A 22,064-nucleotide genomic window follows, 5' to 3' on the forward strand; every position below is an offset into this window, starting at 1 on the left:
GACGCGCTCAGCGACTTCGGGGATGTGCTCGATCACCACGCTGGAGCTACTCGAACTCTGGACCCAGGCGCAGCTGGCCTGGAGGGCATCGCAGAGCTGGCACCAGGCGGAGGCCCAGGGGTCGAGAGTGAAGGGAGGAACATAGTCATCGCCTCCGAGGGGTCTGCGGGGAGTGCTCAGCCAGAGGAGGTACTCAGGGGGGGAGGAGGCAGGGGAATCGAGCAGGGAGAAGTCAAGGAGAGTGAGTTCGGTGTCGAAGAGACGCAGGCTGAGGTGCTCAAGCAGATCGGAGAGGGAGCCATAGGTCAGGAGGGCGCCTGGCGCGGGGACCTGTAAGAAGCAGCCGATAGAGCGGTGATAGAACATGATGGCGCTGCAGTGGAGCCAGGTGGAGAGCGCGGTGCGCAGGACCTGCTCGCGGCTCTGGTCGCGGGCGGGCAAGAAGATGTAGATGTAGGTGTTACGGATCATAGAGCAACCTCCTGTCAAAAGGGTTGGTCAAGGGAGCAGGAAAGGCGTAGGGACAGCCCTGGGAGTCGGCGAGGGGCTGGGTGTGGGCGTTGGGGTCGGCGGCGGCGAACCGGAGGGGCCAGGGTCATCTCCACCCGAAGGAGGAGTAGGAGTAGACTGACTGGACGGCGATGGGGTCTCCTGCAAAGAGGGATCGCTGCACCAGGTGGTGCTACGGGGATAAGGGGCAGGAGCAGCCACATTGAGATCGATCTTGAAGGGGATGCCAGTCTCGCGGGATTTCTGCTCGATGGCGGCCCGGACGCTGTCGGGGATGCTGTCGGCCTGGAAGTAGAAGTCCACCTCCTTGATGCCGTTCTTTTGGGCGAACTCGAAGAGCTTGGGGATTTTCTTGAGCATATCCCTGATGTCGTGTGGATAGGTCATGCCGCTGGCTTTCAGCTCGACGAGAGTGGTGCCGCCATCGATAGTCAGGTCCAGGTCGGTCGCCGGACCCTCGCTAGCCGAGCTACTGGTATCCGAGCTACTGGTATCCGAGCTACTGATATCCGAGCTACTGATACCATGGGGTCCCTGAGTGAGGCGCCCCTGCATCAGCATCGCTATGACCCAGCTCAGCTCGTACCAGAGTCCCTTGTTACCACCAGCGGCATTCACGATGTCTGTAATCGTCAAGTCCGATCGAAAGAAGTAATTAAGCAGGCGTTCCAGCTGAGCTTGAATTCTTTTCAACAAGCCTGGGCCAATCATTTCTGGTCTGTACTGGTTGGCCAGACTGATGGCTTCCTCCTGCATGGCCTGGATCTGGGACAGGATGTCGAGGTAGTACTTGATCTGACGGACGGTGAGATTGCTGTGAACGTCGAGGAAACGCTCCCAGTTAACTGCCCTACAGTTATAAGATTGAATCAAGTTTTGGATGACCTGGGCGCGCTCCTGTGGGCTGAGCTGGCCACAAGGCTTATTGATGATGTCGGGAGGAAGAGGCTGAGCCGAGGTGAAGGTATCGCGAGAGAGACCGAGGCCGGCGGTGATCCCCAGAGAGGCGATGAGGGCGATCCATATGCCGAAGGAGCTTTGCGGCCCCTTGGGCGAAGGCGGCTCCGGCGGGAGCGGCTCCTGATCGGGGCCATTGTCCATGTCAGAGGTGTAGGCGTTGAAATGCTCCTGCTCTACCTCACTTACACGCTCTGGAGTGATGACGGCAGAGGAAGAGCTGAGCGTGACGGCGGCCGCAAGTCCAAGGGCGATAATGCTCGCCCCCGCGGCAGCAACATCCCAGGGAATGTCTAGACCTCCCTGCATGGCCGCTCCAGCGTCCAGAGTAACTGCTACCCCCTCTGCGCCAGAAGCTACCGCCTGAAGGCTCAAGGTCCCTGCTGCCAGTTGCACTTGCGAGGTCTGCGCCGAGGAGGATGACCGGGCTTGTTGCAAAAGGGTATGGAGGTCCTCCTCCAGGAGATCAGCCCGGCGCTCGCTGATCTGGGCGGCATCGGACAGGCGCCCGTATAGCTCGCCCGGAATGCTGCCACTAAGCTGCTGGGCCGCATCGAAGAATTGGCCGAACGTGTCGGCCAGGGCATCGGCTCCCGCTCCTTGCATGAGGGGCAAGCCATTGCTGCTTCTCCCCGAGAGGAGCGAGGCCAGTGCGCTGGCACAGTTCTGTACACAGGTGGTGTGAGTATGGTTGAGCGGGGCCACCTGCTGACGGAAAGCGCGCAAGGGGGCAATGACCCGCTGCTGCAGGTGCGCGATCAGTTGGGTAGGGTCCCCGTTGGCATTAGCGTGCAGGTAGGTGGGGGAAGGAATATCCATGTAGACCTCCTCGAGAGAGCGCTCAGGCGAGGACATCCAGGCACAGCTTAGGGAACGAGGCCATGATCGGGAAGGCGAGAGCCGCTGGCCGCCGAGGACGACTGGCTGGCCTCCTGGAAAAAGCTGGCCATTTGCCGATCGCTCTCTTCAAGGGCGTCGGCGGCCTGAAGCATGGCGCTGGCCAGGTCCCTGAGCCAGTCGTAGGAGGAGCGCAAACGCCGAACATAGGGGATGAGACAGGCACGCATGACCTCGGCCCAGGCAGGATCAACCTCGTTGTTGAGCCAGTGCTGCACCTGCTGCCAGGCGGCATCGTGTTGCTGATAGGCGAGGCTGACTTCAGCCAGGATGCGCGCCGCCGTCTGCTGCAGATGCTCGGGAGAATAGATAATCAAACTGGAAGAGGTGTCTGCCGGTCCAGTAAGGTTCGTAATACCCATCGATGTCTCTCCTGTTTTGTAGACGTTCAGCAGGGAAAAAAGATCTCCAGTCAGGAACTGTTGTTCAAGGTTCTCCGCTATTCCCAGGGCATCAGATAGCTGCCTGTGTAGATAGTATAAAAATGGATAGAGATGTGTCAATATTACTTATAGATGGAGACGCCCTCAGAGGTCGAAAAAGCTTCGGAGAGAGAAGAGGAGCTGAACAGTTGAGCGGCGCAGCAAGGTAGTTCGACAGCCGGCTCGGTAAGGGAGGCAAAGCAGGGGGGAAGGGAGGAAAAAGGGACGATGGAACAAAGCTGCCCATCGTCCCTTCTCTGCAAGAGGCAGAGATCCGATGACGACAAGAGAGCTCGCGGAATGGCTCAGGAAAGGGGGTCTGCTGATGTAAGCGGAGAAGTCGGGCCGTCTGAACTCCCGACGGAAGAGCGGGCCAGGAAATAGTCGCCTTCGCGGATACTGCCGTCGTCTCGCAGGTGGATCAGGCCACGATAGCGGCCGTGGGGAAGGGTCAGGCCCTCCGGTAAGGGGTGTAAGGCCCGTACCTGGCTGCCGGCCAGCTTCTGGCACAGTTGGGAATGGGCCAGGGCCAGGGCCTCGTCTTCGTTGGCTGCGTAGAAGAGCGAGAGCAGGTCAGCCGGGCCGGCGGCGCTGCAGGCCAGCAGCCAGAGGGTCTTGGGTGGACCCGAGGGATCTTCCGCTGCCTGGCTCTGAACCTCCGGCGGCGCGACCAGCCGGGTCGAGGCCGCTGCCGGGGCTGGCTCGGGAACGGGTAGGGGAAAGCAACTGGCTGCCAGCGGGGGCGTCAACGGCCCTGGCTCCCTCTCTTCTGACCAACCCTCACCCCCAGGCTCGCCCGCTCCCTTCCCAGGACCCGCCACCGACCCCGCCGGCGTCGCTCGCTCTCGCTCGCCTTCCTGGCCCTCTGCCTCCCGCTCTTGCAAGAGGCTGTCACCTCGCTCAAAGACCTGGTAGACCATCTCCAGAGCCTGCTCCGGCCCCACCAGCTCGCAAAGCCGCTGGTGACAGCGCTCCATGTTGCGCAGCCGGGCCTCAATGAAGGCGTGCTTGGCCCAGCCTCCCGCCGGGGCGTATAACGCCCTCCTCCCCGCAATGTATTCCGCTTCCAGCCGCTTGCGTAGCTCCGCTATTTCACTCGCCATCTCAAAAGCTTCTCCTTTCTCTTCTCTCGGCGTTCGCTGACCATCGTGGGCTGCTCCGTTTTCCTGACCCTAGTATAGAACATTTTGGAAATTTTTGCAATGCACAGGAAAGATTAGAAAGGAAAAGGAGATACCAGGAAGGAATAAGCAAGCATACAGTGACGGTTGTCCTGGAGTGGCCTCCTGGCCTATACTTAGGACGAGGTATAGCGATGCACAAGAGTGCAGAGAGCGGAATGTTGATGCAAGTTCGTGCAGGTAGATGAAGAAGTGGTATCTCCAAGAGAGTGAGCGATCAATCAACCTCTGGAAGCGGATAGGGGGAGTATCTGCTGCTCCTTGCGCCGCTCTCCAGCCATCTTACCCTTCGCAGCGGAGAGCGTTCTACTGCTCGCCTGTCATGACGAACGGTCCTGTTCATATCCTGATGAATGATCATGAGCAGGGAGGAGTCGCTCCGCCGCTGAAATGTTCTGCGTCAGGAGGTAGAGATCCCCATGCAACAGAGTGACGGTCTGATGACTGCGAAAGAGGCCGCGGCCTACCTGCGTGTGAGTGTGCGCACGCTACGGGGTTGGGTAAAGAAGGGCTTGATACCCGTGATACCCATTGGAACTCAGGAATATCGACTTGCAAAGAAAGACCTGGATCACTACATTGAAACGCAGCGGCAGATCTGGCAGCCCCGGAAGCGTCGTGGAAGTAATGGTAGAAAGCCTGAACCTGCTGATGGCCCTAATGATTGATATGGCCCCTGCCCGCTGACATCTCACCACTCGCCGTAGCGGTAGCGGGTTTCTGTTTCGATCAGGGAGCGTTCAGCCTTGTTCAGGTCGAAGAGGTCGTAGACGGCGTTATTGAGGTCTGTTTCGAGGCGGACAATCTCCGCCGTGAGCTGTTCGATCTTCTGACGGCTCTCGGAGAGCAGGTTCTCCCACGCGTCGCGCTCCCTGAGGGGGATATCCCGCTTGAAGGAGCGGCGCAGCTCTTCGCGGAAGGCATCGAAGGAAAGCGTCCACCACTCGCTGAGGCGCTCGCTTAGCCTGGCCTGGCCGGCGCCCAGGTCCGTAATGATGCGGTGCGTCGTGCGTTGGCGCAGCTCGTAGCGCTGGCGGGCGACCTCGGTGAGCTGCCGGGCCAGCGCCCCAAGCTGCTGGCGCTGCTCCTCGCTCAGCTCGGGAATGGGCAAACGCTCGATGTATTGTATTTTTTGCTGGTAAATCATTAATCCCTCTCGCTCGGCTAGTGGAGCACAGAGATTGGATATGCAAAACCAGATGACACGAGCCTGAAGGATAGCTAGAAGAGAGATGTCTGCAGCTTTCAGAATAAAGCCCTTATCATTGCAAAAGTAGCTGTGCTCGTCCCAAGAAAACCGTGGATACTTGGCCATGTCAGGCCAGAAGATTTTCGTTTCTTCGAAAGCCTGGTAATAATCGCACGGGCGCAGCTCCCACCAGAACTGGCCCTTGTCATACCGCTTCCGGGCGGCGCTGGCGAACGGCTCCAGATGGGCAGCCAGGTGAGGATAGCGCTCTGCAAACTGCTGCCAGGCAGCAGCTTCGCCCTGACTGGCCCCGGGGAAGGTACTCTGTGTCCAGCCGCTAGGGATACAGATCAGCCAGCGGCCCTCATTCTCCTGGTACCAGGGGCGCAGATCCTCCCCGCGCACCAGCGGCTTCAAGAGGGCCGAGCTGGCCGGGTCGGACTTGATCAGGCGCTCGCGCGTCGCCGTATCCACGATAAAAGCCTCGTTTAGCCCGGTCTTGATCCCGTAGTAAATGTGTCCGGCCACCACCTCCTTCAGCGGCCTGCCGCTGGCCAGCAGGCGGGCGAAGAGGCGGCGCGAGGCGTCGCCGCGCAGTTGCCAGCCGCTATCGGGCTGATCCTGGATCGTCACCGCAAAGCGCAGCTTCTCCAGACGCTCGGTGAAATCCCTGATCCCCTCGCCGCGCGAAAAGACCGCCACCTGCGCCTGTTGTCCTGGGGTGGGCGGCGCCTTGCGCACCACCAGGATCGCCGGACTGAGGTCTGGGGCATCGGCAAAGATGCGCGTATTGCCCAGATCCACGATCTCCTCGACCGTCGTCTGCGTCCGCAAAAACTGGCGCAGGGCCGTCGCATAATTGGCTCGCAGCCAGCTATTGCTACTGATATAGGCCAGGCGGCCCCCCGGGCGCAGCAGGCGCAGACCCTGCCCGAAGAAATAGACGAAGAGGTCGGCCTGGCCGTGGTAGACCGGGTAATGTTCCTGCAAGAAGGGCTTATCTTCCGCCAGCTTCTCCTGACGCACATAGGGCGGATTGCCGATCACCACATCGAAGCCCGCCTCGGCGCCCAGATGGCGGCCATCGGGAGCAAAGAAGACCTCGGGAAACTCCAGCTCCCAATGGAAGAACTGGCGTCCTCTGGCCGTCGTGTTCGCCTCGTCCCGCAGGCGGGCAAACTGTGTCTCAAGAGGGTAGGCTCCTGGCTTCCCCAAAACATAGGCCGCCAGCGAAGGCCAGAGATCTTCCCCGCTCTCCAGCCCGTAGAAGAGGGCCGTCGCCAGATTCAGCACCCCCTGATACCTGGCAATAAAGTGGCCGCGCAGGCGCTCGTAGATCGCCTCCTGATGCTGCACTTCTTCCAGCGAGCGACCCTCAGTCTCCTCGATCTCGCTCACCCACTGCAGGGCCGTCTCCAGATCGCTGCGGAAAGCGGCTTCCTCCAGCAGCACGAGTTGCCTGGGCACCGCCTCTGAGCCTGGGGCCTCGGCGCCGGCCTGGGCCACCTGAGCCGGCTGAGGCGCTGGCGACTGCGGGCGGCCCGCGCGCCCGTTCCCCTTTGTCCCCAGGCCAGTCCTGGTCCGCGCCGCCTGCCCGGCCAGCGGATAGCGGCCCCCCGCCGCCTCGGCCAGCCACGATCCCACCAGCGCATTGCCCGGGCGCAGATGGTGGTCCAGAAAGCTCAGCGGATAGCCGCGAGCCGCCGTCGCCAGCCAGAGCGACAGCTTGGCCAGCTCCACCGCCAGCGGATTCAGATCGACCCCATAGAGGCACTGCTGCGCCACTCGCCGCTTCCAATAGACTACATCCGTCTCGCCCGTACCCGCCTCTGGCAGCGCGCCCAGCTCCACCAGGTAGCGAGCCAGGAACTCCAGCGCCTCCACCAGAAAGTGGCCGCTGCCCATCGCCGGATCAAGCACATTCAGCCGCAGCACCGCCGCCACCCGCTCCTCGGGCGACTGAGCCTGAGCCAGCCGCTCCTCCAGCACCGGCCCCAGCGTACGCTCCACCATATACTTGACCACAAAATCCGGCGTATAGTAGCTGCCCGTCAGCTTGCGCTGGCCGCTATCGGTCACCAGATAGACCTCGCCTGGCTCATAGCGGCGAGCGATCGGGCGGCCATTGACGGCAGAGAGCGGCACCACCTCGCTGGTCGCCTGTAGCTCGGCCATCGGCTCCTCCGCCACATAGAGCGTATACTCCAGCAAGCCCTCGTAGATCGTCCCCAGGTGGCGCTCCGACAGATCGCGATAATCGATCGGCGCCTTGCGGTTGCGATCGGTGGGATCGGGAGCGTAGGCCAGCAGCTCCAGGGCCTCGCAGAGCGCCTTATCACCGACCTTGTAGCGTTCCAGGAATTCCGCCTTCTGCGGATCAAAGAGGCCGCCATCGAAGACGCTCACCCCCATCAAGCTATTCCCCGCATGCAGGCTCTCGAAGAGCGTCTTCAAATGCATCCAGACCAGAGCCACGTTCGGCAGAGCCGTCTTCTCCTGCAGAAGGCGCGCGGCCTGCTGGGCCAGCAGCCGCAGACTAAAGCGCTTGCTATAGACCGTTCCGCTCTCCACTGGGAGCAACTGGCGCGCCTCGGCGTAGAAAATAAAGAGCAGGCGGTAGAGCAAGATCAGAGCATTCTCGTAGACCAGGCGACGATTCTCCGGTGTCGGTGCCAGCTCGTTGCGCGGATACTGGAAGAGGCCCTGAGCGATCAGGCGCAGCGCATCGTAGACCTGCTCGCGCAGATTCTCGCGTACGCGCTGGACCGACTCCCCGCTGGCCGTCAGCAAGCGGTCCAGCGAGAGGGGATCGAAAGCATTGAAAGCTTGCGGGCGGAAGAAAGCGTAGAAATAGAGGAACTGCTCCACCGAGCCGCCCTCGATCAGCTCGGGGAGATCGACCTCGTAGAAGACATCCAGCTTATGGGCCGTTGAGCGATGATAGAGGCGCCACTTGCGCCCATTCGTCAGCAAGCCCCAGGAGAGGCCGCTATGCAACAAGTAGAAGAAGATCTGCCAGGAAGGATTTTTATTACTAAACGACTGCGACGACGAGCGCACCATCTGATCAAGGGGGCGGTCCCAATGCTTGGCATCGCCGATAGCGATCGCCCCACGCTCCGCGGCGTGGTCATCGAGCGGCCGGCCCTGGCTGGCCAGGCGATCCGCCTCCGAGGCGTAAAAGACATAGTCCGGCTGTTGCATCCCGCCGGGCACCTTCAGCGATGGCTGGACCGTGAACGTATGGCCGAGCGTCTCCAGGACCGGCTGAATCCACTCATGTTCTGTCTGGGCCTCATTGGCCGTTTTCTGCAGCGGGCGGAAGCGCTCATAGAGGCGGAGCAGCTTCTCCTGGACGGGCTTCGCCTCGGAGATCAGGTCCCGCCACTCGGCCCGCCGAGGCAGCACCTCATCGAGAAAATAGTCAGAAAAGAGGCTTCGATTATTATGACGAGCGATCAGCGGCAACTGCTTTGCCTCGGACACGTAACCAGACCCCCACTGGTGCAAAACTAACGATAGAGCAGCTCTCTTGTCAGCTAGTCCATCCAGACAGCTCAGTCTTTTACTATAGCACAGGCTGGCCAGGCACACAAGAAGCCAGTGGCACCCCTGCCGGACGCGCCGCTCGTCTTGCATCTGTCGTCGGCCTGGAGGGGGGCCTGTCGCAGGGGGGGCCTGGTCTGGCTCGCAGGTAGCAGTCGACAAAAAGGAGCGAAACGATGGAGCAGTCTCAGCGTGAGGCACATGATCCTGAAGAAGTCATCCTGCAAGTCAGAGACCTGCGAAAGTCGTATCAGACGCCGGAGGGAGCCATTCCCATACTGGGCGGGCTGACCTTGCGGGTCAGACGGGGTGAATTTGTCGCCATCACCGGTCCCTCTGGCTCCGGCAAGACCACCCTCCTCTCGCTCCTGGGGGCGCTGGATAGGCCGGACGCCGGCGAAATCTGGCTGGAGGGCCTGGCCGTCCATCGCCTGCGCGGAGCTGCCGCCGCCGACTTTCGGCGCCAGAGGATCGGCTTTATCTTCCAGCTCTTCTACCTCTTGCCCACCCTGACGGCCCTCGAGAACGTCATGGCGCCTCTGCTGCCCTACCGGCGCCGCCTCGACTTCGACCTGCGCGCGCGAGCCAGGGAGCTACTGGAGCGCGTTGGTCTGGGGGAGCGCCTCAACCATCCCCCGGCGCGCCTCTCGGGCGGAGAGCAGCAGCGCGTTGCCATTGCCCGCGCCCTCATCAACCGTCCGGCGGTGCTGCTGGCCGACGAGCCGACGGGCAACCTTGACCTGGCCAGCGGCGCCCAGGTGCTGGCTCTGCTGCGCGAGCTGCAGCGCAGCGGTCAGCAGACCCTGATCCTGGCCACCCACGACCCGGCCATTGCCGCCCAGGCTGGACGGGTCCTGCTGCTTGGGCCGGGTCCCCAAGACAAAGAGAGGCCAGCCGGGGCCGCTCTCTGGCCAGGCTGACGTTGGGAGCGAGCAAAGTGAAGTGCGCGGCGCGGGCATGAGGCGGCAGATGAGCCGCTGTGGCTCAGCCCTGGCGGACGGCCTCGATGGCCTCCTTGAGCTGGCGATAGACATTATCGAGATGCTCCGGGATCACCTTCACATCGGCGATCACCGGCATAAAATTCGTATCTCCCTGCCAGCGCGGCACAATGTGCAGATGCATATGGTCGGCGAAGCCGGCGCCTGCCACCTTCCCCTCGTTAATGCCCAGATTGAAGCCGTCAGGCTCCATCAGTCGGCGCAGGGCGCGCAAAGCAAGCTGGGCCTGGGCCATCAGCTCGGAGAGCGTCGTCTCCTCCAGCTCCGTGATGCTCGGCACGTGGCGGTAGGGTGCGATCATCAAATGCCCATTATTGTAGGGATAGAGATTGAGCATCATAAAGCAGTGCTCGCCGCGGTAGACGATATGATTGCGAGCATCGTCCTGGGCGGCGGGCTTCGTACAGAAGATACACTCGTCCGACCTGGCCTGTTCCTCCTTGGGCGTGATATAGGCCATACGCCAGGGCGCCCATAGGTTCTTCATGCGTGCAGTCTCCTTGCTTGCTGAGGTCTCCAGGAAGAGAAAGGAAGCGCAGCCGGGGCAGAAAGCGGACCGCTCTGGCGTGCGCGAAGACGAGTATAGCCGACAGAGAGGAAAAGATCAATCGGACTGGTGGTCGGGGCCGGAGCGCTCGGTCTCGCAGGAGGACGAGGGCGGCAGGGTCTCCTCGCAGCCCTCTGCCGCCGCTGTGGCCGCTGGCTGACACTCGCTGGCCTGGGCGTCAGCCGCCGAGCCGTCGGCGGCGCAGGGCAACTCGATCCACTGATTGGCCCAGGTCTGGATCGCCTCAATGACCGGCTTCAGGGCGCGCCCCTTCTCTGTGAGCTGGTACTCCACGCGCACAGGAATCTGTGGATAAACGATGCGCTCGACCAGGCCCTCCTGTTCCAGCTCGCGCAGGCGGTCGGAGAGCACACGATCGGAAAGGCCGCCTACCATAGCGGTCAGCTCGCTGAAGCGGCGGGGCCCTGGCAGGAGCGAAGCAATCAGCAGACCTGTCCAGCGCTTGCCGAGGATCTGCACCGCGTGCTCATAGCGGGGACACATCCGTGCAGCAGCCTTGAGTTGTTGTTGTTGTGCACCTGATGAGGTTGATAGTGACGACGTTGAGGACGCCGACGCACGTGATCTGGCCATGCTTCTCGTATGCTACTTGCTAGTGGCGCTGGCCGGGCCTGGCGGATTGAGGAAGCGGGAGGCACTGTGCGCGTCTGCAAAGGGGCCTATTCCCTTCTTCCCTCGCGCTTTCCTGCCCGGCTGGTGTACAGATAGTAGCCCGACCTGCAAAGGGTCGTAATCTCCGCGTCTACAGTATAGCATGTTCCTCCTGCTGAGGCAAGGGAAGGCTGCTCGCAGAAGGGGAGCGTTCCCTCATGCCGGCTCCCACCCGCTCAGGCGAGGCTCGCGGTTCCGCTGGCCTGCCCGTCCGGGTCGGGGCGAGGCAGCGAGAGACCGCTGATCCCTGCCCTGGGCCCCACCCAGTAGCCGAGGCGTGGAAGAGGGCGGGCCGAGCCTCTCTGGCTCGCTCACGAGCCGCCTGCCTGCCGGGAACGGAACGGGGCAGGGCCAGGGAAGCCAGGTCCAGCGGCCCGCCTCTTCTGCCCAGGGCGCTTCGCTCCTCAGTTCCCGCGCCGTTTCAGTGCCTGGCGGATCCGTTCTAGCTCGAAGCGGGCGCTCTCGCTAAAGTCCCTATTGGTAGGTTCAAGGAGGAGGGCCTGCTCCAGATCTTCGAGAGCTTTACGCAGCTCGCCAAGCTCTGCATAGAGACGGCCACGGTGATAATAGACAATGGCCGCGTAAGGGGCGAGCTGGATGGCCTGGTTGAAGTCGCTGAGGGCCCTGGAGAGATCGCCCAGTTCCTGGTAGACCAGGCCACGGTTGTTGTAAAAGGCTGGGTTATCAGGATCGAGGCGCATTGCCTGTTCATAGCCGGTTAAGGCCTGAGACAGGTTCCCCTGGCGCTTATAGACTATGGCGCGCCTGTTGTAAGCAGGGGCAAAGGTAGGGTTGAGGCGGATGGTCTCATTGAAGTCGGCGAGAGCCAGATCAAGATCGTTCTGCTCCTGATAGAGCAGCCCACGTTCATAGTAGGCCAGGGCATAGCCAGGATCGAGGCGGATAACCTGCTTGTAGTCGGCGAAAGCCTCAGCGCGGTCCCCCCTCTCGCTATGGAGCTGGGCGCGATAGAAGTAGGCTTCTATATTGTCGGGGGAGAGCTGAATAGCCTGGTTGAAGTCGGCCAGGGCCAGATCGTGCTGCCCCATATTCCGGTAGAGGTTGGCACGATGAAGGTAGACCTCGGCGTTGTCGGGAGAGAGCTGGATGGCCTGGTTGAAGTCGGCCAGGGCCTGCTCGTAGTTTCCCCGCTCGAGCAGCAGGAGACCGCGTCGGTAATGGTGATCAGGATCATCGGGGGAGAGCTGGATGGCCTGAGTGAAGTCGGCCAGGGCCAGATCGTGCTGGCCCATCTCCAGATAGAGGTTGGCGCGATGAACGTAGACCCTGGCATTGTCGGGGGAGAGCTGGATGGCCTGGTTGAAGTCGGCCAGGGCCTGCTCGTAGTTTCCCCGCTCGAGCAGCAGGAGACCACGATAGCGACGGGGATCAGGGTCATCGGGAGCGAGCCGGACGGCCTGCTGGAGGTCGGCCAGGGCCAGATCGTGCTGCCCCATACTCCGGTAGAGGGCGGCGCGATGAACGTAGATCTCGGCATTGTCGGGGGAGAGCTGGATGGCCTGAGTGAAGTCGGCCAGGGCCAGATCGTGCTGGCCCATCTCCAGATAGAGGTTGGCGCGATAAGCGTAGACCTCGGCATTGTCGGGGGAGAGCTGGATGGCCTGGTTGAAGTCAGCCAGGGCCTGCTCGTAGTTTCCCTGCGACTGGAGAAGGAAGCCCCGACGAGAGTAGGCGGAATCTAGATCGGGCTGCAGACGGATCGCCTCGCTGAGGTCGGCCAGAGCCAGATCGATCTGGTCCTGGACCTGGTAGATGGCGCTGCGCCAGTAGTATCCCTGGGCCCCAGAAGGATCGAGGCGGACGGTCTCGTTCAGATCAGCCAACGCCTGATCAGGCTCTTCCCGAACCAGGTGGCAGAGGCCGCGGCCCAGATAGGCTTCGGCGTTATACGGCGCCAGGCGGACGGCAGTATTCATGTCGGCCAACGCCAGATCATACTCATCGTACTCCCCGTAGAGGTGTCCGCGGCCCAGATAGGCTTCGGCACTATCTGGCGCGAGGCGAATAGCCTCATTGAAGGTGGCCAGAGCCTGCTCGTAGTCGCCTTGCTCCTGATAGGCTTCCGCGCGTTCGAGCAGCTCCGCGACCTCCGGCCCAGACGCAAGCGAAGCGGCGGCCTCCTGCAGAGCGGTCGCGAAGTCGCTCACGGAAGCGAAGCGCTGCGCCGGCTGGCGGGCCAGGGCGCGCAGCAGCACCTGCTCGATAGCCTCTCCAACTGTCGCATCCCCTTCGTCGAGCAGCAGAGGAGGAAGCCCCCGTCCATGGCGGTCTGGGCCTGCCGAAGGGGAGGGACTGGAAGCGGGCGGCTTGCCGACCAGCCACTCATAGACCATAGCTGCCAGGGCATACTGATCGCTGGCTGGCTCTGCCCGGCCCTGGAACTGCTCGGGAGCCAGGTAAGGCCAGAGAGCAGCAGGGTCGCTCGGCTGAGATGAAGAGACGGCCCGCTGGAGCGACTCCAGCGAGGCAAGACCGACATCGCCGAGCAGCAGCCGACCGTCAGCGTCCAGCAAGACATTCTCCGGCTTCAGGCGAGCGTGCGCCAGGCCAGCATCGTGGAGTTCTTGCAGAGCGGCGGCGAGCGCTTTCAGATAGTCTAGCACGGTTCTCAAGGGCAGACGAGAGCCGTAGGGATGGCGCGCGCGCAGGGAGCCGCCGGGAGCATAAGCCATCACCAGAAAGGGGAGCGAGCGCTCAGAAGCGAGACCAAGATCGAGCCAGGGCAGCGCGTGCGGCAGGGAGAGCTGCAACAGGGGGCGAGCCTCTTCCAGCAGGGCCTGACTCTGCTGCAAGGAAGAGGGCTGGCAGGCGGTGAGCAGCTTCAGGGCCACAGAGCGGGCGGGCTGCTGATCCCTATCCTCGGCCAGATAGACCTGGCCGAGCGGGCCGCTGCCCAACAGGCGGACAAGCTGATAACGGGCGAGGTGCTGGCCGGAGAGATCCGGGAGCATCGAGTAACTTCTCCTTTCCTTGGATACGACCGGGCTGGCGCAGGACGGGCAGGTGCGGAGTCGGAAGGACCAAGTGGAGTCGGTGCTCCGCAGTGTCTCGCGTGAATGGGGATAGCATAGCACACGCGGCCAGCCAGAACAAGTCGGGAGCTGGGCGGCTGGGCCGATCTGGTCGACCGATCGGTGGCGGCTGAGTCCTGAGGGATGGTCGACAGGCTTAGCTGCCGGGCGAGCCTGAGAGCTGGCGCACCCGCTGCAGGGCCTGCCAGATCTCCTCATCATCGGGGGCGTAGCGCCGGGCACGCTCCAGATCGGCCAGCGCATACTGGGGCCGTCCCTGCAGCTCGTAGAGGTGGGCCCGCTCCCTGTAGAAGGCGGCCTCTTCGGGACGGAGGCGGATGGCCTCGCTCAGATCGGCGATGGCCGCTGCCAGCTCGCCGCGGTCGGCGTGCAGCAAACCCCGATAATAGTGGGCCTCCGCCGTCTCGGGAGCCAGGCGGATGGCGGCCTCCAGATCGGCCAGGGCCTGCTCCAACTCGCCCTCTTCCAGCAAGAGCACGGCCCGATACAGGTAGGCCAGCGCCAGGTCAGGGTCAAGATCGAGCGCCCGCTCAAAGTCGGCCAGCGCCTCCTCGCTCTCACCGCGCTGCTGGCGCAGGTGGCCGCGCCTGGCGTAGTAGAGAGCCTGCTCGGGGGCCAGGCGGATGGCGGCCTCCAGATCGGCCAGGGCCCGATCGAAGTCGCCCAGCTCCTCGTAGAGGCTGGCGCGCTCGCTGTAGACCTCGCTTTCGCCGGAAGCCAGGCGGATGGCCTCACTCAGGTCGGCGAGAGCCTGCTCGTACTGGCCCTGACCTCTCAGGAGCTGGCTCCGTTGGCGATAGGCGGCGGCACTGTGAGGATCGAGGCGGATGGCCTGATCAAGGTCGGCGCGCGCCCCCTCCACCTGGCCGAGGGCGGCCCGCACGCTGCCGCGGAGCAGATAGGCCGAAGCGTCGGTCGGATCAAGACGGATGGCCTCATCCAGATCGGCCAGAGCCTGCTCGTACTCGCCGCGTTCCTGGTAAAGCGCGCCGCGATGGAAATAGGCCGGCGCGTGCGAGGGATCACGGTGCAGGGCTGCCGTGTAGTCGGCCAGGGCCTGCTCCGGCTGGCCCAGCTCCTCGTAGGCGTTGCCGCGATTAAAATAGGCCGGGGCATAGTCGGGATCGAGGCGGATGGCCTCATTGAGGTCGGCCAGGGCCTCCCTGGGGCGCCCCAGCTCCAGGTAGATGCGGCCACGGTTATTGTAGCTCACCGCCCGTCCCGGCTCGAGGCTCAGGACTGTCGTATAGTCCTGTAACGCCTCCTCCAGCCGGTCCTGCTGCAGGGCCAGAAAGCCGCGATGGTGGTAGGCTGTCGGATCGGAAGGAGCCAGGCGGATGGCCTGGTTGAAGTCGGCCAGAGCTTCTGCCGGGCGCCCCAGTTCGATGTAGACCAGACCGCGCCGATTCAGAGCGTAGACGTGGCGTGGGTCAAGGCGCAGCGCCTCACTGAAGGCCGTCAGGGCCTCCTGCCAGCGACCAGCGCGCGCCTGCTGGTTGCCTTGCTGGACCCAAAACTCGACCAGCTCGCGCACATTGGGCGCAGCCACCTCCACGGCGTTGGCGGCCCGGCTGAGCGCTTCTGCAAAGGTCCGGACGGAGGGAAAACGCCGGGCAGGGTCGACCTCCAGGGCCTGTGCCAGCACCTCAGCAAGGGCCGCGCTCAGCCCCAGCTCCGACGCCAGTCTCTCCGGCGACCGCCACGCCTGTTCCGCGCTCGCCTCCTGGACTGCCGGGGGCCTGCCCGCCAGCCATGCATAGCACATGGCCGCCAGAGCATATTGATCGCTGGCGGCGACGGGCTGGCCGGCGAGCTGCTCGGGCGCCTGATAAGGCGATCCAGGCAACCCGCCCCCCTCCTCCGTCGCCGCTGACGTCCTCGAACCTCTACTGTGGGAAGAAAAGCGCCGCACCAGAGGCCAGAGGCCCACCTCGCTCAGCAGGAGCTGCTCATTGTCGCCGAGCAGGACATTCTCCGGCTTCAGATTGGCATGCAGCCAGCCAGCCTCATGGGCGGCCTGCAGTCCGGAGGCGAGCTGCATCGCATAGTGCACGACCGTCGGCAGGGGCAGGCGCTCGCCCGGAGCGTGGCGCTGACGCAGGCTGCCGCCAGCACAATAGGGCATCACCACGAAAGGCAGACGCCGCTCGCGCTCGTAGCCGTGGGCCAGCACGGGAAGCAACTGGGCGTGGTGGAGCCGACCCAGGGCCTCTACCTCGCTGAGCCACAGCGGCAGCTCCACCTCACTCAGCGTGAGCGTTGGCAGCGTCTTCAGGGCCAACAGAGGTGAGGGCGATCCCTTCTTGCCCTCGGCGGCTCCCCGGACCAGATAAACCTGACCCAGGCTCCCCTGACCAAGAAGACGCACCACCTGATAGCCCTCAAATCCTGTCCCTGTCAAATCCTGCTCCGGCATAGACATTCCTCTGGTCCCCCCTTCCTGGCAAACGGCCTTAGTCAGCTCCTGCTCGGCAGGCCGGCTTCCCCCAGGCCCTCTCCCGGCCCAGGACGCTTCCGGATAGTCCTCTCCCCAGCATAGTATAGAGAACGTCCATCACCGAGGCAAGCTGGAGCAAAGAGCCTGCCCGGCGGCTTAGCCCCCTCTCCATCCAGCCTTTCGGCCTGCCTTAGCGCTGCTGGCGGCGGCTGGCCTCGCGCACCATCGCCAGGGCCTGTCTGATCTCCGGGTCTTGTGGATTGAGCTGATAGGCATGCTCCACGTCCGCCAGCGCCTCCCGCAAATTGCCGAGCATGGCCTGAGTCAAACCGCGATGCACGTAGGCCGGCGCGTAATTGGGCCAGGAGCGGATCACCTCACTGAAATCGGCCAGCGCCTGTCGAAAGTCCCGTAGCTCGCTGGCAAGCTGCCCGCGCAGGAAAAAGGCCCGCGCGTAGTCTGGGCGCAGGCGGATGGCCTCGTTGAGGTCAGCCAGGGCCCCTTGACGATCCCCCAGGCGCAGCCGCACCTCGCCGCGATTGGCATAGGCCGGAGCGAAGTCCGGGCCCAGACGGATAGCCTCATTGTAGTCAGCCAGGGCGCGCTGCAGGTCGCCCTGCTGAAAGTAGATATCGCCACGATTCAGCCAGGTCGCAGCGTTCGTTGGATCGAGGCGGATGGCCTCATTGAAGTCTGCCAGGGCCCGCCCCAGATCGCCCAGGCGCTTGTACAGATCGCCACGATTGTGATAGGCCGAGGCCGTGCCAGGGGCCAGACGGATGACCTCGTTCAGATCGGCCAGGGCCTGCTGTAGCTGGCCCTGGTAGAGAGCGACCAGAGCGCGCCCCTGATAGCCTCCGGCCTCGTGAGGCGCCAGACGAATGGCCTCGTTGAAATCAGCCAAAGCCCGCGCCAGGTCGCCCTGTTGCAGATAGAGATTGCCGCGGCGCAGATAACTCTCCCCATCCTGGGGATTAAGGCGGATGGCCTCGCTGAAATCGGCCAGCGCCTGGCCTGGGTTCCCTAGCTGCAGAGAGAGCATAGCGCGGTGAACATAGGTCAGCGCCCGCTTCGGCTCCAGGCGAATGGCCTCGTCCAGATCAGCCAACGCCTGCGACAGCTTGCCCTGGTGCATCAAGACCAGCGCACGGCTATGGTAGGCCCGGGTCAGCCCGGGATTGAGGCGGATGGCCTCGTTCAGGTCGGCCAGCGCCTGTGACCAGTTCCGCAACTGAGTATAGAGAAAACCGCGCGCGTAATAGACCTCCGCATAGTCCGGCCGAAGCTCAAGCGCCGCAGCGAAGTCCTTGAGCGCCTCAGTCACATTCCCTTGCTCCGCATAAAGGCGCCCACGTTCAAGGCGCGCCGCCGCATCGGCAGGATCGGCCTGGACCTTCTGCGTCAGCGCCGCCAGACGTTTCTCCGGCGAGGTGGCAGCATGCTCAGGCGGTGCCTGCTTCTCTCGCTCTTCTGGCGAACCGTGACCTGAAGAAGGAAAATTCACCTTATGCTCCTTTCCTGACCTGTATGCTATCGTACTTCACAGTTGACAACGTGAGAGAAGAATAGCGAGCCTGTCGACCCAACACGGGACTACCCTCATGGGAAAGCAAGATCTCCATCGATCGCGCAGCCGCTGGCGGCCTCGGCCTGGACCTCATCGGAATAGGGCGGCCAGGAGCGAGAAACCGGTCGGAGAACGCCAACAGTCGCCGGCCTGACAGCCCGGCCTGTGGCCCAGGGAGAGAAGAGGAAGAGATCGCAGCGCTGCCAAGAGTCGGAGAGAGCAACAGGCGGCCAGCGGCCTGGCGAGGGAGCGACCTCGATGGAAGGCGAGGACCGGACGGACAGGTTCAGCGGGCCTCGCGCCGGCGCTCCTGGTGCAGGCGATAAAGCGCTTCCTCGCGACTGGCGCGCACCAGCCGATTGCCCGGGTCCAGTTGCAGAGCGCGGTCGTAGTCCAGCAGCGCCCGCTGATAATCGCCCAGGCGGAAATAAGCCACACCGCGATGGCGATAGCCCTCCGCATCGTCGGGGCGCAGCTCCAGGGCGCGATCATAGTCCAGAATAGCGCGGCGATAGTTGCCCAGGCCGGCGTAAGCCAGGCCGCGGCAGACATAGGTACGCGCCAGGCAGGGGGCCAGCTCCACAGCGCGATTAAAATCGGCAATCGCCTTCTCATACTCCTGCAGAGCATCGTGAGCCATTCCACGCCTGATATAAGCCTCTACATAGCCCGGATCAAGCTCCAAAGCCCGGTCAAAGTCCACGATAGCCTGCTCGTAGTCCTGCATCTCGTAGCGAGTCAGGCCGCGATTATAGTAGACCAGCGCGTAGTCGGGCTGGATCTCCAGGGCGCGCTGGTAGTCCTCCAGGGCCTGCTCATACTCTTGCATATTGCGATATACAGTTCCGCGGTTATTGTAAGCATTAGCGTAGAGGGCGTCCAGCTCGATAGCGCGTGTCAGATCGGCCAGAGCCAGCTCATGCTCGCCGAGAGCATCGTAGGCATTGCCACGGTTATTGTATGCCAGGGCGTACTCAGGGTTGAGGCGCAGGGCCTGGCTGAAGTCGGCGATCGCCTGCTCGAAATTGCCCAGGCAGCAATAAGCGTTGCCACGATTATTATAGGCATCGACGTTGCTCGGATCGAGCTGCAGCACGCGCGTATAGTCGGCGACCGCCTTCTCGTACTCCTGGAGGCGGCGATAGGCGCGCCCGCGGTTGAAATAGGCTTCCAGGTAGGTCGGATCAAGCTCCAGAGCGCGGTCGAAATCGGCCAGGGCGCGTCGCTCATCGCCCAGGGCGCAACGGGCATAGCCGCGCCCGTTGTAGGCCATAGCCTGGCGGGGATTCAGCTCCAGGGCGCGATCGAAATCGGCCAGGGCCTTCTCATACTCCTGGAGCTGCAAATAGCAACTGCCACGGTTCAGATAGGCATCGGCGTAGGTCGGATCCAGCGAGATGGCCTCGGCGAACGCCTCGGCCGCCTCCTTATAGCGTCCCTGAAAATAAAAAGCCACCCCATCATCGAAGCACTCCTGGCGACTGCGTGGCTGGATGCGCGGCACATAGTTGAGCACCAATAGCGAGCGGGCGGCACGTTCCAACTCCTGAGCGAACTCGCGCACGCTCGCAAAGCGCCCCTTGGGGTCCTTCGAGAGGGCGCGCATAATCACGTACTCGATCTCGGGCGACAGGCCCGGCACGCGCTCCAGCAGCGGGGGCGGATGCACCTGAGAATGCTGGGCGTACAGCTCGTAGAAGGAGCCATCGAAGGGGGGATCCCCGCAGAGCCACTCGTAGACGATCACCGCCAGGGCATACTGATCGCTCGCGCGGCTCGTGCGGCCCATAAACTGCTCGGGGGCCATATAATGGGGCGTCCCGGCGATCCCGGCATTCTGCTGCTCCAGAGGAGTCTGACCCGGGGGCGTCTGCACGATGACCGAGATCCCGAAGTCGGTCAGCAGGATGCGATCCTCCTGGTCCAGCAGCATATTTTCCGGCTTCAAGTCGCGGTGAATCACATTTTCATCGTGGGCGTACTGCAGAGCATCGGCAAGCTGGCGCACGTAGTGCAGCACCAGCTCCAGCGGCACGCGCGTTCCCTGCGGGTGGCGCTGGCGCAGGGTCCCATTGGGTGCGTAATCCATCACGATAAATGGCACCCCCAGCGCCTGCTCAACGCCGAAATCCTGGACCGCCACAATGTGCGGATGCCGCAGGCGAAAGAGGCGGGCCTCATTGACCAGGTGGCGCAGCGCCTCGTAGTTCAGGCCGGTATGCAGGACCTTGACCGCCACGAGGTGTTTGCGCTGAGTGTGCTCTCCTAGGTAGACCTGGCCATAGTTGCCCTGCCCAAGCAAGCGGAGGAGAAAATAATTATCGAGTTGTCTACCCGAATGATCAACCATCGTGCCTGTTCTCTTGCCTGTGCTTGCAAGCCCTATGCCGGGCGGACTTCCCCAGATGCTGCCGGTATGAAGGCGGGGATGCTGGCTATGTCTGGCCCCTGGCTGACAATCTACCTGCATACTTATTGTAGGAGAGAGGGCAAAGCTCGTCAAGTACTCGTAAGACTCTGAAAGTGCCTGCTGCTCAGTTCTAGCGCGGCCACGTTTCCATAACGTCATGTCATACAAGATCACTGCATGACTAGTAGCTAAGAATTTGTGAGTTGTGCATAAAAAAGCGACAGGTCGGCCGGCAGAGGGGAGGGGCCGCCCCCTGCCGACCGGGCCGCCTCACCGCGCTCGCGTCCCCGCCCCCTTCTTCTGTCGCCTGACCTGCCATCCCCGCCTGGACCAGAAAACAAAGCGGTACAGGGCGGCGAGCGCCAGGCCGCCGGTGGCCGCCAGCCCAAGCCCGCGATAGAGGGTCCGGTAGCTCATTTCTCCCAGTCCCAGGCCGAAGAGCGGGAAGAGCGCCACCATCGCCACACTAAAGAGGCCCGTCTGCAAGGAGAGCACGGTGGCTCGCTGGGCCTCGGAGCAGCGCTCATTGAGCCAGGTGCTCATCACCGGTTGCCAGAGGGCGTAAGCTCCCTGGAAAAGCACCAGAAAGCCCGCCAGGCTCAGCGCCGCCAGCGATAGACTCATCACCAGCAGCCCACTGGCCAGCATCACCAGCAGCAGAGGCAGCAGTCGGGCGCGCCCCAGGCGAGCCAGCAGGACGGGTGCCAGGGCCGTGCAGCCGAAGCTGATAAGCTGGCTGACAGCGATCACCAGGCCCACCTGAGACAGAGTCAGCCCCAGGTCAACCAGATAAAGCTGGTGGTAGTAATAAATGGTCAGGCCACAGCCCTCGACCAGTCCCGCCAGCAGCAGCAAGCCGACCAGCAGGCGATCGTCCCGCACGGCGCGCAAGCCTTGCTGCAGATGTCCCAGCGGCTGGCGCAGGCTGGCGCCGCGCTCCTCGGGAAGCGCCAGCAGGGGCAGCATCGCCAGAAGGGCCAAAGCCGCCTGCGCCACGAACGGCAGCGCCTCCTCTAGCTGGCCGCAGACGCCTCCCAGGCTCGTGCCCGCGGCCTCAGCGACCAGCGCTAGCAGATACATGCGACTGATCAAGCGGCTATAATAGCCCTGCTGCTGCCGCTCGTCAGCCACGCAGCGACGCGCCAGACCCCAGAGCAGGGCCTCCTCCGCCCCACCGCGGAAAGCAAAGGCCAGACCCCATAGCCCAAAACTGAGCACAACGGATGGCCAGAGCGGAAGTGCCAGACAGAGCATGGCCGCCGCAGACAGACCACAGTACAGAAAAAGGCTACGGCGGCGCCCCAGCAGATCGGCATAGATCCCCGCCGGAACCTCTGCACACAACTTTATCACATGCAGGGTCATCTCCAGTAAGCCAATAGCCACCAGACTGTAGCCGTGGTGGGCCAAATAGATCATCCAGACCCCGCTGCTCAGGGTCGCATTCGTCGCCAGATTATAGCCATCGTAAGCCAACAGCAGTCGCCAACGCCCGCCGCGTGTCAGCCCAGCCCGCGCGGAGACTGGCCCTGCCTGGTCCCCCTGAACCTCGGTCCTCGTCTCCATTGTCTCTGTCGCTCCTTTCGATCCTTCCTGCACTCCCCACAATCTGTCGACAAGCAATGACAGTCTTTAAGCCTGCAAGATGTAAAAGGAATGCCTGACGCAGCGACGC

14 protein-coding genes are annotated in these 22,064 nt (G+C 63.0%); 2 read left to right on the plus strand and 12 right to left on the minus strand.

Features of this window, described 5'->3' with window-relative positions; genetic code table 11:
* From ACFMO7_RS09695 to ACFMO7_RS09710, 4 genes are all read right to left on the minus strand, one after another.
* A partial coding sequence (locus ACFMO7_RS09695) for a hypothetical protein (protein WP_376795285.1) occupies positions 1 to 471 on the minus strand: 471 nt, incomplete at its 3' end.
* Between the two features lie 27 nt (positions 472 to 498).
* Positions 499 to 2,286, minus strand: a complete 1,788-nt coding sequence (locus ACFMO7_RS09700) for a hypothetical protein (RefSeq protein ID WP_376795286.1) — start codon at positions 2,284 to 2,286, stop codon at positions 499 to 501.
* 47 nt (positions 2,287 to 2,333) lie between these two features.
* The gene (locus tag ACFMO7_RS09705; protein WP_376795287.1) at positions 2,334 to 2,726 is read right to left on the minus strand and encodes a hypothetical protein; all 393 of its coding nucleotides are present in this window, start codon (positions 2,724 to 2,726) and stop codon (positions 2,334 to 2,336) included.
* A 365-nt stretch (positions 2,727 to 3,091) separates the two neighbouring features.
* Positions 3,092 to 3,889: a hypothetical protein gene (locus tag ACFMO7_RS09710; protein WP_376795288.1), complete on the minus strand. Its 798-nt coding sequence runs from the start codon at positions 3,887 to 3,889 to the stop codon at positions 3,092 to 3,094.
* A 518-nt stretch (positions 3,890 to 4,407) separates the two neighbouring features.
* Here ACFMO7_RS09710 and ACFMO7_RS09715 point away from each other — a divergent pair.
* Positions 4,408 to 4,635 (plus strand): helix-turn-helix domain-containing protein, encoded by a 228-nt coding sequence (locus ACFMO7_RS09715; RefSeq protein ID WP_376795316.1) that lies wholly within the window; start codon positions 4,408 to 4,410, stop codon positions 4,633 to 4,635.
* Between the two features lie 23 nt (positions 4,636 to 4,658).
* Here the strand turns inward: ACFMO7_RS09715 and ACFMO7_RS09720 are convergent, their stop codons facing one another.
* Positions 4,659 to 8,642 carry an Eco57I restriction-modification methylase domain-containing protein gene (locus tag ACFMO7_RS09720; protein WP_376795289.1) on the minus strand — a complete coding sequence of 1,328 codons (3,984 nt, stop codon included), beginning with the start codon at positions 8,640 to 8,642 and terminating at the stop codon, positions 4,659 to 4,661.
* A 236-nt stretch (positions 8,643 to 8,878) separates the two neighbouring features.
* Here ACFMO7_RS09720 and ACFMO7_RS09725 point away from each other — a divergent pair, with 236 nt between their 5' ends.
* Complete coding sequence (locus tag ACFMO7_RS09725; RefSeq protein ID WP_376795290.1) at positions 8,879 to 9,622, plus strand: ABC transporter ATP-binding protein; 744 nt, start codon at positions 8,879 to 8,881, stop codon at positions 9,620 to 9,622.
* A gap of 64 nt (positions 9,623 to 9,686) precedes the next feature.
* On the opposite strand, the gene ACFMO7_RS09730 is transcribed toward ACFMO7_RS09725, so the two are convergent.
* From ACFMO7_RS09730 to ACFMO7_RS09760, 7 genes are all read right to left on the minus strand, one after another.
* A complete protein-coding gene (locus ACFMO7_RS09730) occupies positions 9,687 to 10,190 on the minus strand; it encodes an HIT domain-containing protein (protein ID WP_376795291.1) in 504 nt (167 codons plus the stop codon).
* Positions 10,191 to 10,307: 117 nt separating this feature from the next.
* Positions 10,308 to 10,754 carry a winged helix-turn-helix transcriptional regulator gene (locus ACFMO7_RS09735; protein ID WP_376795292.1) on the minus strand — a complete coding sequence of 149 codons (447 nt, stop codon included), beginning with the start codon at positions 10,752 to 10,754 and terminating at the stop codon, positions 10,308 to 10,310.
* 572 nt (positions 10,755 to 11,326) lie between these two features.
* Complete coding sequence (locus ACFMO7_RS09740; RefSeq protein WP_376795293.1) at positions 11,327 to 13,894, minus strand: tetratricopeptide repeat protein; 2,568 nt, start codon at positions 13,892 to 13,894, stop codon at positions 11,327 to 11,329.
* A gap of 217 nt (positions 13,895 to 14,111) precedes the next feature.
* Positions 14,112 to 16,391, minus strand: a complete 2,280-nt coding sequence (locus tag ACFMO7_RS09745; RefSeq protein WP_376795294.1) for a tetratricopeptide repeat protein — start codon at positions 16,389 to 16,391, stop codon at positions 14,112 to 14,114.
* A gap of 211 nt (positions 16,392 to 16,602) precedes the next feature.
* Positions 16,603 to 17,916: a tetratricopeptide repeat protein gene (locus ACFMO7_RS09750; RefSeq protein WP_376795295.1), complete on the minus strand. Its 1,314-nt coding sequence runs from the start codon at positions 17,914 to 17,916 to the stop codon at positions 16,603 to 16,605.
* 349 nt (positions 17,917 to 18,265) lie between these two features.
* Positions 18,266 to 20,329 (minus strand): tetratricopeptide repeat protein, encoded by a 2,064-nt coding sequence (locus ACFMO7_RS09755; RefSeq protein ID WP_376795296.1) that lies wholly within the window; start codon positions 20,327 to 20,329, stop codon positions 18,266 to 18,268.
* A gap of 330 nt (positions 20,330 to 20,659) precedes the next feature.
* A complete protein-coding gene (locus tag ACFMO7_RS09760; protein ID WP_376795297.1) occupies positions 20,660 to 21,955 on the minus strand; it encodes an MFS transporter in 1,296 nt (431 codons plus the stop codon).
* Positions 21,956 to 22,064 lie beyond the last annotated feature (109 nt).

The sequence above is a fragment of the Thermogemmatispora sp. genome, assembly GCF_042408735.1.
In the GTDB taxonomy this organism is placed as follows: domain Bacteria; phylum Chloroflexota; class Ktedonobacteria; order Ktedonobacterales; family Ktedonobacteraceae; genus Thermogemmatispora.

Bases quoted from the DNA above. Each gene is read 5' to 3' on its own strand.
- ACFMO7_RS09700 (WP_376795286.1), bottom strand. From the start codon at position 2,286: ATGGATATTCCTTCCCCCACCTACCTGCACGCTAATGCCAACGGGGAC.
- ACFMO7_RS09705 (WP_376795287.1), bottom strand. From the start codon at position 2,726: ATGGGTATTACGAACCTTACTGGACCGGCAGACACCTCTTCCAGTTTG.
- ACFMO7_RS09710 (WP_376795288.1), bottom strand. From the start codon at position 3,889: ATGGCGAGTGAAATAGCGGAGCTACGCAAGCGGCTGGAAGCGGAATAC.
- ACFMO7_RS09715 (WP_376795316.1), top strand. From the start codon at position 4,408: ATGACTGCGAAAGAGGCCGCGGCCTACCTGCGTGTGAGTGTGCGCACG.
- ACFMO7_RS09725 (WP_376795290.1), top strand. From the start codon at position 8,879: ATGGAGCAGTCTCAGCGTGAGGCACATGATCCTGAAGAAGTCATCCTG.
- ACFMO7_RS09730 (WP_376795291.1), bottom strand. From the start codon at position 10,190: ATGAAGAACCTATGGGCGCCCTGGCGTATGGCCTATATCACGCCCAAG.
- ACFMO7_RS09735 (WP_376795292.1), bottom strand. From the start codon at position 10,754: ATGTGTCCCCGCTATGAGCACGCGGTGCAGATCCTCGGCAAGCGCTGG.
- ACFMO7_RS09740 (WP_376795293.1), bottom strand. From the start codon at position 13,894: ATGCTCCCGGATCTCTCCGGCCAGCACCTCGCCCGTTATCAGCTTGTC.
- ACFMO7_RS09745 (WP_376795294.1), bottom strand. From the start codon at position 16,391: ATGCCGGAGCAGGATTTGACAGGGACAGGATTTGAGGGCTATCAGGTG.
- ACFMO7_RS09755 (WP_376795296.1), bottom strand. From the start codon at position 20,329: ATGGTTGATCATTCGGGTAGACAACTCGATAATTATTTTCTCCTCCGC.
- ACFMO7_RS09760 (WP_376795297.1), bottom strand. From the start codon at position 21,955: ATGGAGACGAGGACCGAGGTTCAGGGGGACCAGGCAGGGCCAGTCTCC.